The 13,811-nt window shown below is 32.9% G+C and carries 15 protein-coding genes; 13 read left to right on the forward strand and 2 right to left on the reverse strand.

Annotated elements, in window-relative coordinates; translation table 11 throughout:
* Positions 1-196: 196 nt before the first annotated feature.
* The gene (gene cls / locus LJ207_RS10300; RefSeq protein ID WP_229346419.1) at positions 197-1,615 is read right to left on the reverse strand and encodes a cardiolipin synthase; all 1,419 of its coding nucleotides are present in this window, start codon (positions 1,613-1,615) and stop codon (positions 197-199) included.
* Positions 1,616-1,769: 154 nt separating this feature from the next.
* On the opposite strand from cls, the gene LJ207_RS10305 reads away from it, so the two are divergent.
* From LJ207_RS10305 to LJ207_RS10315, 3 genes are all read left to right on the forward strand, one after another.
* Positions 1,770-2,192 carry a NusG domain II-containing protein gene (locus LJ207_RS10305; protein ID WP_229346420.1) on the forward strand — a complete coding sequence of 141 codons (423 nt, stop codon included), beginning with the start codon at positions 1,770-1,772 and terminating at the stop codon, positions 2,190-2,192.
* Positions 2,193-2,219: 27 nt separating this feature from the next.
* A complete protein-coding gene (locus LJ207_RS10310; protein WP_369414182.1) occupies positions 2,220-2,909 on the forward strand; it encodes a phosphoribosylaminoimidazolesuccinocarboxamide synthase in 690 nt (229 codons plus the stop codon).
* 438 nt (positions 2,910-3,347) lie between these two features.
* Positions 3,348-3,671 carry a DnaJ domain-containing protein gene (locus tag LJ207_RS10315; protein WP_229346421.1) on the forward strand — a complete coding sequence of 108 codons (324 nt, stop codon included), beginning with the start codon at positions 3,348-3,350 and terminating at the stop codon, positions 3,669-3,671.
* A 397-nt stretch (positions 3,672-4,068) separates the two neighbouring features.
* Here LJ207_RS10315 and LJ207_RS10320 read toward each other — a convergent pair whose 3' ends face one another.
* Entirely contained in the window at positions 4,069-4,242 is a 174-nt protein-coding gene (locus tag LJ207_RS10320) for a hypothetical protein (RefSeq protein ID WP_229346422.1), read from the reverse strand.
* Positions 4,243-4,548: 306 nt separating this feature from the next.
* Between LJ207_RS10320 and LJ207_RS10325 the strand changes: the two genes are divergently transcribed.
* From LJ207_RS10325 to LJ207_RS10370, 10 genes are all read left to right on the forward strand, one after another.
* Positions 4,549-5,862: an MATE family efflux transporter gene (locus LJ207_RS10325; RefSeq protein ID WP_229346423.1), complete on the forward strand. Its 1,314-nt coding sequence runs from the start codon at positions 4,549-4,551 to the stop codon at positions 5,860-5,862.
* 17 nt (positions 5,863-5,879) lie between these two features.
* A complete protein-coding gene (locus tag LJ207_RS10330; RefSeq protein WP_255666868.1) occupies positions 5,880-6,323 on the forward strand; it encodes a deoxycytidylate deaminase in 444 nt (147 codons plus the stop codon).
* A 37-nt stretch (positions 6,324-6,360) separates the two neighbouring features.
* Positions 6,361-6,846: a tRNA (N6-threonylcarbamoyladenosine(37)-N6)-methyltransferase TrmO gene (tsaA, locus tag LJ207_RS10335; RefSeq protein ID WP_229346425.1), complete on the forward strand. Its 486-nt coding sequence runs from the start codon at positions 6,361-6,363 to the stop codon at positions 6,844-6,846.
* 133 nt (positions 6,847-6,979) lie between these two features.
* Positions 6,980-8,140: an ATP-grasp domain-containing protein gene (locus tag LJ207_RS10340; protein WP_229346426.1), complete on the forward strand. Its 1,161-nt coding sequence runs from the start codon at positions 6,980-6,982 to the stop codon at positions 8,138-8,140.
* An 11-nt stretch (positions 8,141-8,151) separates the two neighbouring features.
* Positions 8,152-8,901 (forward strand): esterase family protein, encoded by a 750-nt coding sequence (locus LJ207_RS10345; RefSeq protein WP_229346427.1) that lies wholly within the window; start codon positions 8,152-8,154, stop codon positions 8,899-8,901.
* 85 nt (positions 8,902-8,986) lie between these two features.
* The gene (locus LJ207_RS10350; protein ID WP_229346428.1) at positions 8,987-10,318 is read left to right on the forward strand and encodes an alpha/beta hydrolase; all 1,332 of its coding nucleotides are present in this window, start codon (positions 8,987-8,989) and stop codon (positions 10,316-10,318) included.
* A gap of 195 nt (positions 10,319-10,513) precedes the next feature.
* Positions 10,514-11,272 carry an ABC transporter ATP-binding protein gene (locus tag LJ207_RS10355; protein WP_229346429.1) on the forward strand — a complete coding sequence of 253 codons (759 nt, stop codon included), beginning with the start codon at positions 10,514-10,516 and terminating at the stop codon, positions 11,270-11,272.
* 3 nt (positions 11,273-11,275) lie between these two features.
* Complete coding sequence (locus LJ207_RS10360; RefSeq protein ID WP_229346430.1) at positions 11,276-11,983, forward strand: ABC transporter ATP-binding protein; 708 nt, start codon at positions 11,276-11,278, stop codon at positions 11,981-11,983.
* Between the two features lie 4 nt (positions 11,984-11,987).
* Positions 11,988-12,848 carry a branched-chain amino acid ABC transporter permease gene (locus tag LJ207_RS10365; RefSeq protein ID WP_229346431.1) on the forward strand — a complete coding sequence of 287 codons (861 nt, stop codon included), beginning with the start codon at positions 11,988-11,990 and terminating at the stop codon, positions 12,846-12,848.
* A 3-nt stretch (positions 12,849-12,851) separates the two neighbouring features.
* On the forward strand, positions 12,852-13,784 hold the full coding sequence (locus tag LJ207_RS10370) for a branched-chain amino acid ABC transporter permease (protein WP_229346432.1): 933 nt from the start codon (positions 12,852-12,854) through the stop codon (positions 13,782-13,784).
* Positions 13,785-13,811 lie beyond the last annotated feature (27 nt).

The raw sequence follows: 13,811 nt of genomic DNA on the forward strand, positions 1-13,811 counted from the left end.
ATCAACTAAAACTAATTTTATACAAGTAAAATTATTACAGTTTGAAATTAGTTCAATTTATTATTGCAATTTAGTATGTTTATTAAACCATATACAGAGCAGTAGAAATTAATTAGATGAGGGAAGTTTAAATGCCCGCCTTTGACTAATCTCAGTTCAATTGGCGGGCTTAATTAATTAAAGCTATAATTTTGAGCTATAAAATTGGAGAAAGTAGTCTAGAAATTGATTCGCTTATCTTTAAAGTCCAACTTCTGTTTTGATAACCTTCCATCGTTATTTCATCTGAATATTTCAAATCATTATTAAATGTTTTTTCATGTTTTTCGGCAACTTTTTTGTCATAAATAAAGGCATTTATTTCGAAATTTAGCTTAAAACTGCGTGTATCCATGTTTGTAGTGCCGATTGAAAGAATGCGTTCATCAATGGATATCGTTTTGCTGTGCAAAAAGCCTTTTGTATAACGGAAACAGCGGGCTCCAGATTCTAAAAGGCTGCCTACAAATGAATGATTAGCCCCATAAACAAAGGGATGATCTGCTCTATCGGGAATCATTATCTTAACATCAATACCAGAACGAGCAGCAGTTTTTAAAGCTTCCAGCACCGGTTGGTCTGGTATAAAATAAGGAGTTTGAATAGAAATACTTTTTTCAGCTCCATATATCATTTTAAGAAAAATAGATTTAATTATTTGTTCTTTTGAATCTGGTCCACTGCTTACTATTTGGACTGGAGAACCTTCAGTTATATTTTTAGGTGGAAAGTATTTTTTTTCATTAAAGAGTTCTTCTCCAAAAGCAAAATTCCAGTCCAATAAAAATCTATGCTGCATACTGTCTACATTTTTCCCTTTAATTCTTAAATGGGTGTCTCTCCAATCTGCAAATTTTTTAGTATGACCAATATATTCCTCACCAACATTTATTCCGCCAAGATAGCCTATTTGACCATCGATTATAACATTTTTTCTGTGATTTCTATAATTAATATCCAGAATAAAAGGTGCAAATGGAGCTGTTTCTGCTCCTGCATCTTCCAGGATATTTAGGGAATGAACTGAGAGATTACGGCATCCCATTTTATCATAAAGCAGCCTAACTTCTACACCTTGAGCGGCTTTTTTAGCTAAAAGATTAATTAATTTATCACCAAGTTTGTCATCCTGAATAATATAATAATTGACATGAATAAATTTTTGGGCATTTTCAATGTCAGCAAAAAGGTCATTGAATTTATCACTGCCATTAGTATAAATTTTCAGGTTATTATAGCCAACAAGTGCAGTTGTTTTTGCTTCAAAGCCAAGTCTTATTATACTTCTTTCAAGTTTGCGAAAATTGGATTTAATTTCTGCCAGAAGCGCATTTTTTCTTTCTTCAGGCATGTTTTTTAATTCATCTATGTATTGCTTTTTTCTAAATGTTTTTCTTTTTTTAGGAGTCAATCCCAGAAAAAGATATAATATGAAACCAAGCACCGGGATTAAAGTTAAAATCAATAACCATCCCCAGGTTGCGGTTGGATCTCTTCTTTCAAAAAATATAAGCAGGATAATAAAAATAATATTTAAGATAATTATTGCTGTAGGTAAATAAGTAAATAAATTCATAAAAACCTCCCTGCTAAATCAATTATATCTAATTTCTTAACTAATTATATTATATATGCTAATTCTTCTTTATACAAATATCAGTTTGCAGTAGCTAGTAATATCTGTGTATAATAGAAAGAGAAAAGAAAACCGAAAATATTAAGGAGCAGAAATGAGTATATTTAAAATTTTAACTTTATATGATAAGATCTTAATAGTTTTAATTATTGCAATGTCAATTTTGTCAATAATATCTTTTATTATATTTGCTGGAGATAGTATTAATGGAGAAAAGTATGCAGTTATAAAAATTAATAATCAGGAGGTTCAAAGATATCAATTAGATGGAAGCAGTAGGACTGAGAAATTTGAAATTGAAGTTGAAAATGAAATTTATCTAGGTGAATTAGTTATTGATGAGCAAAGGGTTAGGCTAAAAAGGCTGTCTAAAGAGATATTACCATTATCAATTCATTCAGATACAGGTTGGATTAGCAATCAATTCCAAACTATTATAGCCTTACCTATTAAATTAACTGTAGAAATAGAAACTAGTGAGGAAAACAACTTAGAATATGATGGTATTGTTTATTAATAGAATAATTAGAGGGGGAAATAAGCAGTGGAAATGATCTATGAAGGAAAAACAAAAGATGTATATAAATTAGAAGACGGTAACTATTTGCTTAAATTTAAAGATGATCTAACAGGGGAAGCTGGAGTTTTTGATCCAGGAGCTAACTCAGTTGCTTTATCTATAGATGGGGCAGGTAAGGCAGGACTTAGACTTAGCAAATTTTTCTTTGAAAAGTTAGAAGAAAAAGAAATACCAACTCATTATATAGAGGCAGATATTGAAAAAGCAACTATGACTGTTAAATCTGCTGAAGTCTTTGGAGAAGGGCTTGAAGTTATTTGTCGCTATAGAGCAGTTGGAAGTTTTTTGGGTCGTTATGGTAAATATGTTGAAGAAGGGGAACAACTTGATGCTTATGTAGAAGTTACCTTAAAAGATGATGAACGTGGTGACCCTCTTATTAACAAAGACGCTCTTGCTATGCTCGATATATTGTCTAAAGATGAATATAAAGAATTAAAGATGCTGACAAAAAATATAGCAGCTGTTGTTAAAGAAGAACTCAAGAAAAAAGGTATAGAGTTATATGATATCAAATTTGAGTTTGGTAGAGTTGGAGCAGACAAAGAAATAGCTTTAATCGATGAAATTTCAGGTAGTAATATGAGAGCTTATAAAGATGGTGAATATATTGAGCCATTAGTTCTTTCTAAAATCATGTTGGAAGAAGAATAATTTGGCTTTTAAATGGCAGCTTAAGTTTAGTATATAGCTGCTGTTTTTTCGATTTATGCAGAGAGTGGGCTTGATGAAGAAATAGCTCAGATTAGTCAATTTGGTGAGGTAAACAGGCTCAGTCAAAATATTGGTGGTAATGATTTGGATATAATTTGAGTAAGATCTGATGATTTATCAGAATATGAACTTGAATCAGCTGAAATTAAACTGGCTGATTTCGAAGATTTTCTAATAGTAGTATTTTATGAATACCAAAGCTTGGATATTGATGAAAAGGCACAATTTGAAGTGAGAGATTTGGAGCTTCGCTAAAATATTTAATCTTCAGTCAGCTTAAAGCTGGCTGTTTTTTTTCTTCGAAATTGTAGTTTAACTAATAGCTAATTATTTGGCCAGAAATTATAATTAATATAAAGCTCAAAGGAGGAAATAGCTATGCATGATGATCAACTGACTCCAGAAAATATAATAAAAGCTGCAGAAATATTGAAGCTAAAAAACAAGGAATCACTGTTAGATATTAAAAATAAATACAGAAGTCTGGCTAAAAAATGGCATCCAGATAGTTGTAAAGAAAAGCAAAAAGATTGTGAAGAAAAAATCAGAGAAATCTCATGGGCCTACAATATAATAAAAAATTATTGTCAAAATTATTTATATGATTTTAAAAAAGGAGAAATAATAGATAATCTTCCCAGAGATATTCAAGCCCAAGAAAAATTGAAAAGGCAGTTCAAAAAAGGGTCGCTCTGGAGTTAAAATTAAAAAATAAAAACTTTAAAAATTGTAAGTTATTATACATTAATTTAGCTCAGATTGTTTATAATGTATTTAATAATATAATTAGCCTATAAGATTATAAAACAATAAGAGGTGATAGAGTGAAAGTCTGCTCGCAAACCTCGTGGGCTTGCCCCGAGGAGGGTCAAAAGATGTTTAAAGAAATTCAAAGATTAATTTTCAAAATGGCTGAAGCAGAAATGCAGGCAAGAGGTTATAAGGTTGAGTCTAATAAAAAAAGAGGAGAGGTGTCAATATAAGATGAAAAAAACAAAAGAATTTACATTAACAATGATGCTGCTTAATCCAAGTTGGACTATAAATGGTGCTGATAAAGATAGCTGGAACTTTTGAGAATGACCCAAAAATGATATTATTAGGACTCCCTTGATGAAGAGTTTTTCTCTTTGTAAAGGGAGTTTTTAAAATTTTTGCTACCATAATAAGCCTGTACTTCTTGTAATTTTTTTAATTTTTTCATAAGAATTTTAATTCTTTCTTCAGAGCTTTTTGCATTTTGGAATTCATCGAGCGGCTTTTTATTATCCATGATACTTGGCTCCTTTCTTATCTAGGTATTTTTAATAAATATAATTATATATACTTTTAAAAGAAAAAAGCAATATAATTTGAATTTATATAATTGTATACATATATTTTTTTTGCTTTAATATGCTTTTAAGCTTTAATTGCTTTATTTGTCTGAGCTTGATAAAATAATATAAGCGCTTTTAAGCTAAGAAATAAGGTTTAAATTCTTATTTAGAATAGATATTTCAGTTATTTAATTAGAGGAAGGATTGATATTTTGAAATCTCCTAGAAATAATCAACAACAGATAATCGGAGAGCCTATATTGCCAACTTTATTGAAATTATCTTGGCCGATAGTAATTGGGCAGGGAATGCATTTAATGTATCAATTAGCTGATACATTTTGGGTAGGAAGGCTTGGGCCAGAATATCTAGCAGCTATTTCGCTTTCCTTTCCTCTCTTATTCATAGTTTATTCGATGGGAGCCGGTTTTTCAGTGGCTGGAGTAGCCTTAGTTTCTCAGTATACTGGGGCAGAAAAGCCCAAGATGGCAAGCAGAGCAACCGGACAGATATTTGTAGTTGCAATTCTTATTTCTATATTTTTTACAGCTGCAGCTTTGTATTTTAGTGAAACCATGTTTATATTAATTGGAGCTGAAGAGGAAGTTCTCCCCCTGGCTTTAGAATATTTTAGGATCTATGTTTCCGGTATTCCGATAATTTTCATTTATTATATTTTTTCATCAGTTTTAGAAGGAATTGGAGATACAATTACTCCAATGAAAATTAAAATGTTTACAGTGGTTTTAAATATTATTTTAGATCCTTTTTTAATTTTTGGTTGGAGTGTTTTCCCTGAAATGGGCATAGGCGGTGCTGCCTTAGCAACTGTTTTGTCAAGGCTGGCTGCCGGATTAGTTGGAATTTACATTATGTTCTGGGATTTATCTGCAATCAAATTAAGTCTTAAAGATTTTTATCCAGATTTAGCAATGATAAAAAAGATTTTTAAAATTGGAACTCCAGCAGCTTTAGGAGATTCTGCTATGGCAGTAGCTTTAACTGTTATGACTTCAATTGTTGCAGGGTTTGGAACAATAACCTTAGCTGCCTGGGGGATAGCTAATCGGATCACTGCTGTAATAAGGATGCCTGCTTTTGGTATGGGCAGAGCTACAGGAATCATGGTTGGCCAGCATTTGGGGGCTGAACAACCCTCTGAAGCTAATAAGGTATCCTGGTTGGGAACAGCAGTTACTTTTGGCTCTATGCTAGTTGTGGCAGTGTTATTTTTATTTATATCACCGAATTTAGTTTCATTATTTACTGAAGACATTTCTGTGATAAATATTGGAGCTGAGTATCTCAGAATTTCAGCTTTTGCTTTTGCTTTTTTAGGAGCTCAGATAGTACTAAGTGGAGCTTTAAATGGAGCTGGGAAAACAATTCAGCAGACTTTTTTCAGGCTTTTAACTCTTTGGATATTTCAGATACCTTTATCTTATTTATTAGCCTATCAATTTAATTTTGGCAGACAGGGTATTTGGTGGGGGATTTTACTGGCAAAAATTATTGGTCTAGCAATCTTAATGGTCTGGTTTAATAAGGGGAGTTGGCAGAGCAAAGAAATATAAAGGAGGGAGTGATTTATTTGGAGAGGCCGAACTGGAATGAATATTTTATGGAAATGGCTGAATTAGTTGCCAAAAGAGCAACCTGTCTTAGGCGCAGGGTAGGTGCAGTTTTAGTAAAAGACAGAAAAGTTTTAGCTACTGGATATAATGGAGCTCCAAAAGCTATAAGTCATTGTGAAGAAACAGGTTGTTTGAGAACAGAACTGGAGATTCCTAGTGGAGAGAGACATGAGATTTGTCGGGGTGTTCATGCTGAACAAAATTTAGTTGCTCAGGCTGCTTTTCATGGGGTTAAAACTGAAGGATCAACAGTTTATTGCACTAATCAACCTTGTGTAATTTGCACAAAAATCTTGATAAATGCCGGAATTAAAAAGATTTATTATAAAAATTCTTATGCAGATAAATTTGCAGAAAAGCTCTTAAATGAATCACAGGTTGAGTTCATTAAATTTGATTGAGAATTAAGATAAAAATTAAAAGTGAGGTTAAAAATTTATGGAAATAACTTATAAGGAAATAGGAAAAATTAGATCTAATTTTAAAGAAGCAGAAGGAACACCTATTCAGCCAACTGCAAAAGACTCTGCTAAAGGAAGAATAGAATTATTAGCTGAATATAAGCAGGGGCTAAAAGATCTAGCTGGTTTTTCGCATTTAATATTGTTGTATCACTGTCATAAAGCTGGGAAAGCAGCCTTAACTGTTAAACCATTTATGGAAGATAAGCCGCACGGAATATTCTCTATTAGAGCTCCGAGTCGACCGAACTCTATTGGGCTATCTGTTGTTCAACTAGAAAAAATTGAAGATAATATTATCTATATCAAAGATGTAGATATACTGGATAAAACACCTCTGCTCGATATTAAGCCTTATGTGCCAGAATTTGATAGAAGAGAAAATGTCAAAATCGGCTGGCTAGAAAAAAATGTTGCTAAGCTTTCTTCTATGAAAGATGATGGTAGATTTACAGATAAATAGAATCTATAGATGCTATTGGGATTATCTGGGAGATTTTATTTACAATTATTAAAATTAATGATAGAATTTAATTTATACTAATAATAATTATTTCTAGTTTGACGTAACTATATTAAGAAATGGAGGTATTTTTATGAACTTTGTTTTTATATCACCATATTTCCCCAGCAATTTTTATAAGCTCTGTATAGGCCTAAAAGAGGCAGGAGCTAAAGTACTGGGTATAGGTGATTTAGAGTATGAAGGATTGAGAGATGAGTTAAAAGAAGCTTTAACAGAATATTACAGGGTTGATGATCTAGAAAATTATTCGCAATTGATTAGAGCTTGTGGCTATTTTACCCATAAATATGGGAAGATAGACAGAATAGAAGCCAATAATGAATATTGGCTGGAAACCGATGCCAGACTGAGAACTGACTTTAATGTAGAAGGTTTAAAATTAGCTGATATTGAAGACATGAAATATAAGTCTAAGATGAAAGAGGTATTCAGAAATGCCGGAATTAATGTAGCTAGAGGTAAGGTAGTAGAGAGTATTGAGCAGGCAAAAGACTTTATTCAGGAAGTTGGCTATCCGGTTGTTGTTAAACCAGATAAGGGTGTAGGAGCAGCTGATACCTATAAGCTAAATAATGAAGAAGATTTATATCATTTTTTTGAGAATAAAGTAGATGTAGATTATATTATGGAAGAATATATTCAGGGTGAGATTCATACCTTTGATGGTCTTGTTGATAAAGAAGGTAATGTCGTTTTTTCTTCTTCGATGGTTTATAAAGATGGAATTATGGAAACGGTAAATGAAGGCCTTGATATGTTCTATTATATTCCTCGTCAACTGCCAGAAGATATTGTAGAAGTAGGAATGAAAACAGTTAATGCTTTTGATTTAAAAGAAAGATTTTTCCATTTTGAATATTTCAAAATGGATGATGGTCGGATTATAGCCCTTGAGGTTAATGTAAGGCCTCCTGGTGGTTTGACCCTTGATATGTTTAATTATGCCAATGATATCAATATCTATAGGCAGTATGGTAATGTAGTTGTTAATAACAATTTTGATGATGATGTAAGCAGAAAATACAACTGTTTTTTTGTAGGTAGAAAGAACTTTATAGATTATAAAAACTCTATAGAAGATATTTTAAACAGCTATGGTGAATATATTTCTTTTCATGAGCCAATAGCACCTATTTTGGCACCTGCTCTAGGTGATTATGGTTTTGTGTTGAGAACAAAAGACTTAGAAAAGGGTAAAGAAATAGTCCAATATGCGATTGAAAAAGTTTAGGAGGAAGTTAATTGAAAATAGAATACAGAAATTTTTATAGTTCACATTTAAATAGAGATATGCCTTTTAAGATTTATGGACATGCGGGAAAACCCATGCTTGTTTTTCCTTCTTCAGGAGGTAGTTTTCATGAATATGAAGACTTTCAAATGATAGATGCGATCTGGCCCTATATAGAAGGTGGTAATATTACTGTTTATACGGTTAGCAGTGTGGATTCTGATTCCTGGCTAAATCATGGGATGCATCCGCATGATATGGCAGTGGTTCACAATAATTATGACAAATATATAATTGATGAGCTCTTACCCTTGATTAAATATCATTCTGATTGGCAGGGAGGTTTAATAACCTCTGGTTGTAGTATGGGAGCTTATCATGCTCTTAATTTCTATCTCCAACATCCTGATGCCTTTGATACAGCAGTTGCTTTAAGTGGTATTTATGATGCAAGATTTTTTACAGGTGGATATATGGATAAAGAGGTATATTTAAATTCACCAGTAGATTATTTAAAAGAACTAGATGATCAGTGGTATTTAAATCATTATAGAAAAAATAATCTCATTATCGCAGCCGGGCAGGGGCGCTGGGAAGAAGAGACACTAAAAGATACCAGGCTTTTAGATACAATATTTGCTGAAAAAGGGCTGCCAGCTTGGTTTGATTATTGGGGTTATGATGTTGATCATGACTGGCCTGCCTGGAGAGAACAGATGCCTTATTTTTTAGAAAAACTGAAAGAAGATAATATTATATAAATAATTACAGTCAATAAAAGCCCTGAGCCAGTAAAAAGTTCAGGGTGTTTTTTTAATTTAAAGAAAAAGGGGTTAATAATAAATAATGTTAATAGATAATAGAGAGATAATATTAATTAATGATTTTTATTCACATATACTTGATAACTCCAGAAATATAAGGGTTTATTTACCACCTTCCTATGATGATTTTGCTGAGAGAGAATATCCGGTACTATATATTCATGACGGCCAAAATGTATTTTCGGCTGAGAATTCATATTCTGGACAATCATGGCAGCTTCATAAGACAACTGATGCTTTGATTAAACATAATTTGATCGAAGAAATAATAATTGTTGCAGTAGATAATATGGAAGAAAAAAGATTAAGTGAATATGCTCATGAAGATGGTTCATTTAAAGGGGAGCCTGTAAAAGGGAGAGGAGAACAATATCAGGCCTTTATTATAGAAGAATTAATACCGTTTATTAAAGAAAACTTTAGAGTTAAACTAGGAGCAGATAATACTGCTTTGATGGGTTCATCAATGGGTGGCTTAATAACATTTAACATGGGCTTAAAAAGACCCGATCTCTTTGCTAAACTAGCATTAATGTCACCATCTTTTTGGTGGGGAAATAGTTCTCCTCTGCAAAAGCTTAACAAATATGATTTTTCAGAATTACAAAGTAAAATATGGCTTGACACAGGAGATTCAGAAGGGTCATTTATGGCTTTAGCAGACAGAGAAATTGATAAACTACTAGCAATAAGAAAAAATACTCCGGTAGAAATTTTTTATTACCTTGCTCCAGATGCGGTTCACAGTGAAGAGGCTTGGGCCAACAGGGTTTACTGTCCCCTCCTTTATTTTTTTGGCAGTATAGGCCAAAAAGAAAAACTTGAAATTAATGGTAGAGAAAAAATAGGTCTCAAAGGACCGGATTTTAAACTTAATCCAATTCTCTATTATAAGACAGGTTTTAAACACACTATATTAGAAGGTGAATTTAGCTCTAATAATCCTGAGGTATTAGATATTGATCAAAAAGGTAATCTCCTGCCGCGCAAAAAAGGTAGAGCCCAGATAGAGTTTAAAGCATTTTCTATGCAGGCAGCAAAAAATATTGAGGTAATTAAAAAACTAAGTGAAAAGGTTAAAATTAAAATATTTCTCAAAACTGAAAACGATTTTCCAGGTGCTGATATATATTTAGCTATTTCTGATCCCCAGGAAATTAAGATGAAGAAGGTTAAAAAAAATAGCTATAAAGCAGTACTGAAGTTAAAAAGAGATGAGATTATCAGCTTTAAGTTTAGCCTTGGCAGCTGGGAACTATTAGGTAGAGATGAAGCTGGAAAAGAAGTGGGAGCTTTTTCTCTTAAGGCCAGTCAAAATAAAAGGCTTAGTTTTAAAGTTGTAGATTTTAATTAAATTGCATTTATAATACCCCCGTCATGATAGTAATCAGGCGGGGGTATACTTGTATACAGGTATTAACCTTCCTTATAGCTGCATACTTTCTTGACAGCAGATATAAAAGAGTTGTAAGATTAATTAATATAATATAACATAAAGCTCTTTTAGAGAAGGAGTATAGTATTTAGGAGTAGAAAGGAGTGAGCTTTTATGTTAAAAGTAGAAAATGTTGTTAAAGAATTTGATGGTTTTAGAGCAGTGGATGAATTAAGTTTTAAGATTGAAAAAAACACTATTACAGGTTTAATTGGACCTAATGGTGCAGGGAAAACGACCACCTTTAACATTATTGCTGGAGCTTTGAACTTGGATAAAGGAGAGGTTTATTTAGCAGATCAAAAAGTTAATGATTATCCTGCTTATCAAATAGCCAGACTTGGTTTGGCTAGGACCTTTCAGATTCCGAGAGCTTTAAAAAAGATGACAGTAATTGAGAATTTAATGTTGGTTCCCAATGGTCAGAGTGGTGAAAATTTATTTAATAGCTGGTTTAACCGATCTAGGGTTAAAAAAGAAGAAGCAGCTAACTACCAAAAAGCATATCAGACCCTTGAGTTTCTAGAATTAACCCATTTAGAAGATGAACTTGCAGCTAATCTTTCTGGAGGGCAAAAAAAATTGCTGGAGATGGGTAGAGCACTTATGGCAGATCCGGAGTTAATATTACTTGATGAACCAGGTGCAGGTGTCAATCCAACCCTAATGAATAAAATTGCAGAAAATATTATTAAGCTCAAAGAAAGAGGTAAAACCATATTATTAATCGAACATAATATGGACTTAATAATGAATATCTGTGATAAGGTTATTGTTATGAGTGATGGCAGATATCTGGTAGAAGGAACACCAGCAGAAATAAAAAGCAATCCAGAAGTATTAAAGGCATATTTGGGAGAGAAAACAGCTTAAGGGGTGGTTAAATTGCTAGAAGTTAATAATATAAGGGCAGGCTATGGAGAAATAGAGATAATTCATGGGCTTTCTTTAACTGTGAATAAAGGAGAAATAGTTTCTATAGTTGGACCAAATGGTTCAGGTAAATCTACCTTTTTAAAATCAATATTTTCATTAGTTGATATTATGGATGGTCAAATAACATTTCAAAATGAAATATTAAATAATGCTGCTACTGATGAGATGATTAAAAAAGGTCTCTCTTTTGTTCCCCAGACAGATAATATTTTCCCCTCCTTAACTGTTCATGAAAATCTTGAGTTAGGTGGTTATATAAGCCGAAAAAAATTGAAAGACAGACTTGATCTAGTATATGATCTTTTCCCACCTCTTTTAGCTAAAAAGAAAAAAAGAGCAGGAACTTTAAGTGGAGGACAGAGGCAGATGGTTGCTTTTGGTCGAGCATTAATTATGAAGCCAAAGCTTTTGTTATTAGATGAACCAACTGCTGGACTTGCTCCAATGTATATTCAGCTTATACTGGATAAAGTCAAGGCCATTAACGAAACAGGTGTTACTATTTTAATGGTAGAACAAAATGCAAAAAAAGCTCTGGAAATGTCAGATAGAGGCTATGTTCTGGCAGCTGGAGTAAAAAAATATGAAGATAGTGGAAGAGCATTATTAGAAAATGAAGAAGTCGCGCAGCTCTTTTTGGGAGGATAGTGCTATGGTTCTACAGTTGTTATTAAATGGATTGATTTATGGTTCAATTATTGCTTTAGGAGGAATAGGACTTACTTTAATCTATGGAATTTTAAATTTTGGTCACTTTGCCCATGGTGATTTGATGACCTTAGGGGCATATTTGGCTTATTTGTTTACAGTTCAATTAGCCCTACCCCTACCGTTTTCATTTGTTATTGCTGGTTTATTAACAGCAGCAACTGCCAATTTATTAGATAAAATATTATATAAAAAACTAGAAGGCCGTGATTCAGTAACAATTATGATTTCAGCTGTTGGGGCAGCTTTAATTATCAGAAACTTGATCTTGATGAGCTGGGGCCCTCAACTTAAGTTTTTAGAGCGAGGTATAGAGATGCCGCTGGTATTTTTTGATGGTTTATTAAGGATCACTAGAACTCAGATTATGATTTTAATTTTATCAGTAATTTTTGTGACTGCAGTTCACCTCTTTTTAAGCAAAACAAAGTTGGGTAAAGCAATGAGAGCAATGTCAGATAATACCGCTTTAGCTAAAATAACAGGTATTAATACAGAAAGGGTTATATTCTGGACCTGGTTTATGAGTGGTATTTTAACCTCATCTGCAGGAATATTTTTAGCTATGGATACCCATCTGATTCCCGAAATGGGCTGGAATTTACTGCTGCCGATGTTTGCAGCGGTTATACTTGGAGGGATTGGTAATCCTTATGGTGCAATTGTGGGAGGACTTGCGATTGGAATATCACAAGAGATCTCAACGATGTTTATTGCTGCTTCTTATAAACCAGCAGTTGCATTTGCAATAATGATTTTGATGTTATTAGTTAAACCTTCTGGTCTAATGGGAAAGAAGGTGTAAGTGATGACCATATCTGGACTTTTATCTTATTTGATTTTCTTTTTAACTTTTGCTGGTATTTACGCAATTATGGCTTTAGGTTTAAATATGCAGAGAGGATTTGCAGGGCTTTTTAATATTGGGATTGCTGGTTTTTGGGCAGTAGGAGCTTATACAGCAGCAATTTTAACAAAGAGTCCAAGCCCAAATCATTTAGGTGGTTTTAATACACCTATTATTATTTCTTTGCTTGCAGCAGGGATCTTTTCTGCTATCTTAGCTTTTCTAATTGGAATTCCTACTTTGAGATTAAGGGAAGATTATTTAGGTATTTCAACCATTGGTATTGCGGAAATAATTAGATTGATATTTACTAATGAAGCCTGGTTGAGTTATGGAGTCAGGGGTATATCATCTATTCCAAAACCATTTAGAGATATCTTTGGGCAATATTATAATCTCAGCTTTTTGGCTTTGGTCTTAATTGTAATCGCTATATTTTATTACTTAAGTGAAAAAGGTATTAAATCACCCTGGGGAAGAGTTTTAAGAGCAATTAGAGAAGATGAAGAAGTAGCTAAAGCCTCAGGAAAAAATGTTTTTAGATACAGGATGGAGGCCCTTGTCTTTGGAGCCTTTATGATGGGAGTTGGTGGAGCATTATATGCTCACTTTACCGGCTTTATTTCTCCGGAAGCCTTTATGCCGATGCAGACAACCTTTATAGTTTGGATAATGTTAATCATCGGTGGAAGTGCTAATAACTTTGGTGTTTTAATTGGTGCTGTTATTACTTGGGGTATTTGGACCGGTACTGAAACAATAACATCTATGCTGCCAGCACAATATGTTACCCAGGCAGCAGCTTTTAGAGTTATATTAATTGGAGTCTTTTTAGAAATAATCCTGCTTAATATGCCGGATGGGTTATTTCCAGAGAGGAAATTTAAAGCATAAACTTTTGCTCAAATGAGTAAAATTTAA

Origin of the sequence: Halanaerobium polyolivorans (assembly GCF_020711195.1) — a bacterium.
Taxonomy (GTDB): domain Bacteria; phylum Bacillota; class Halanaerobiia; order Halanaerobiales; family Halanaerobiaceae; genus Halanaerobium; species Halanaerobium polyolivorans.